The organism is Candidatus Protofrankia californiensis (assembly GCF_900634765.1).
Taxonomy (GTDB): domain Bacteria; phylum Actinomycetota; class Actinomycetes; order Frankiales; family Frankiaceae; genus Protofrankia; species Protofrankia californiensis.
The window spans coordinates 1-2,827 of the sequence record NZ_CAAAFT010000190.1; the positions used below are offsets into that span (position 1 = coordinate 1).

Here is a 2,827-nt window from a genome sequence, read left to right on the forward strand (position 1 = left end):
CACCAGCTCCAGCAGGAGACGGTCCTGATCGGCCGTTGTAAGCCCGGCCAGCCGCCGCGCCAGTGGCGAGATGCTGTCGTCCTCGCCCGCCTTGCTGCCGCCCGCCTTGCTGCCGCCCGCGCCGTTCGGGGCGTCCACAGGGGGTGAAGGAGCCGGAATATGCGGCGAGGATCCCGGCGGGACCGGGGAGAATGCCGACGCAACCGGAGAGGACTGCAACCAGTACCGCTGCCGCTGGAACGCATAGGTGGGCAGGTCCACCGGGTCAACCGGTATCCCGCCGAAAACCGCGGGCCAGTCCAGCGACGCCCCGTTCACGTGTGCTTCCGACACCGACGTCAGAAAACGCTCGACACCGCCCTCACCGCGCCGCAGCGAGGACAGTACGACGGCTTCGTGGCCGGTTTCCCGCGCGGTTTCCTCCAGACCGATGGTCAGCACCGGATGCGGGCTCACCTCGATGAAGATGTCGTGTCCGTGCTGCAACAACGTCCGCGTCGCCTGCTCGAAGTGGACGGTGTCACGCAGGTTGCGGTACCAGTACCCGGCATCGAGCAGCGTCGTGTCCACCAGATCCCCGGTCACGGTCGAGCAGAAGGGGATGTCCGAAGTGCGGGGGATGATTCCAGCCAGCTCGGCCAGCAGCCGCTCCCGGATCGCTTCGACAGCCGCGGAGTGCGAGGCGTAGTCGACCGGGATCTCGCGGGCCCACACCCCCTCCGCCTCACACAGGGTAAGCAGTTCCCGCACCGCCTCGGGTTCACCGGAGACGACCGCCGAACGCGGGCCGTTCCTGGAGGCAACCGAAATGCGTCCATCCCAGTGGGCGAGGCGCTCGTCCAGCTCCGCCACCGGCAGTGATACCGAGGCCATCGCGCCCTGGCCGGACAGTGCCAGCAGCGCCTTGCTGCGCAGCGCCACGATCCTGGCGGCGTCGGACAGCGACAGCGCGCCTGCCACACAGGCCGCGGCGATCTCGCCCTGGCTGTGCCCGATGACGGCGCGCGGCTCGATCCCGTAGGACTGCCAGAGCGCGGCGAGGGAGAGCATCACCGAGAACAGGACGGGTTGCACCACGTCGACCCGGTCCAGCGAGGGGGCACCCGGTTCGCCGCGCACCACGTCGACGGGTGAGAAGTCGACGTGCTCGGCCAGGGCCGCGGCGCACTCCGCCATCCGCTCGGCGAACACCGTGGAGGAGTCCAGCAGCTGCGCGGCCATGCCGATCCACTGGGAACCCTGGCCGGGAAAGACGAAGGCAATCTTCCTGTCGCCGCCGGCGACACCCTGGACGACATGGTCGGCCGCTTCGCCGCGGGCCAGCGCGGCAAGACCGGCAGCCAGGCGGGGACGGTCCGCCGCCAGCACGACGGCACGGTGCTCGAACCTCGACCGTCCCGTGGCCAGTGACCATGCCACGGTGGCCGGGTCGAGGTCGGGATGGGCGTCCAGGTGGGCGGCCAACCGCAGGGCCTGGTCACGCAACGCGCCGGCTGACCGCGCCGACAGCACGAACGGCAGCACCGCAGAAGCCGACGCCACCGGGAGTGCGCCGGTATCCCCGAGGGCGCCTGTATCCCCGAGCGCGCCGGTGTCCCCCTGCCCGTCGGAGCGGGCACGGTCGTCGGCGGGAGGGGCTTGTTCCAGGATCGCGTGGGAGATGGTGCCGCTGACGGCGAAGGAGGACACGGCGGCCCGGCGTGGCCGGCCGCCCGTGTCCGGCCAGGCGATCTGCTCGGTCAGCAACCGCACCGCCCCGGACGACCAGTCCACGTGCGGAGTCGGCTGGTCGACGTGCAACGTACGCGGCAGCACCCCGTGCCGCATCGCCATCACCATCTTGATCACCCCGGCGACGCCTGCCGCGCCCTGGGTGTGGCCGAGGTTGGATTTGATCGACCCCAGCCACAGCGGCTGGTCCGCCGGCCGGTCCCGCCCGTAGGTCGCCAGCAACGCCTGCGCCTCGATCGGATCACCCAGCTTCGTCCCCGTACCATGCGCCTCCACCACGTCCACCTCACCGGCCGCCACCCCGGCACCCGCCAACGCCTGCCGGATCAGCCGCTGCTGCGCCGGACCGTTCGGCGCCGTCAGTCCGCTGCTGGCGCCGTCGGAGTTCACCGCCGACCCCCGCACCACCGCCAGCACCGGATGCCCGTGACGACGCGCGTCCGACAACCGCTCCAGCAGCAGCATCCCCGCCCCCTCGCCGGCACCGAAGCCGTCGGCCTGCGCGGCAAAGGGCTTGCACCTGCCGTCCGGGGCGAGCGCGCCCTGCCGGCTGAAGTCGGTGAAGGTGCCGGGGGAATACATCACCGTGGCGCCGCCGGCGAGTGCCAGCGAGCATTCTTTCTGCCGCAGCGCATGGCACGCCAGGTGCAATGCCACCAGCGACGACGAACACGCCGTGTCCACGGTGAGTGTAGGACCGTGGAATCCCATGGAATAGGAGATCCGGCCGGACATGACCGCGGCGAGGGTACCCAGTTTCAGATAACCCTCTACCTCCTCGGGTACCTGCTGCAGCCCGGCGGCATAGTCGTGGTACATGACGCCGGTGAACACGCCGGTCTGGCTGCCCCGCACCGAAGCCGGGTCGATTCCCGCCCGCTCGAAGACCTCCCACGAGGTTTCCAGCAACAACCGCTGCTGCGGGTCGATCGCCAGCGCCTCCCGTGGGGAGATCCCGAAGAACCCGGCGTCGAAATCAGCCGCGTCGTAGAGGAACCCACCCTCCCGCACATACGTCTTTCCCGGCACACCACGATCGGGATCGTACAGAGCGTCCACGTCCCAGCCCCGGTCCACCGGAAAAGCCGAGATAGCA

At 70.2% G+C, this 2,827-nt stretch carries 1 protein-coding gene; it reads right to left on the bottom strand.

What is annotated here, in order from left to right; translation table 11 throughout:
• A partial coding sequence (locus tag DD1DGNOD_RS10630; protein ID WP_131770014.1) for a type I polyketide synthase occupies nucleotides 1–2,827 on the bottom strand: 2,827 nt, incomplete at both ends.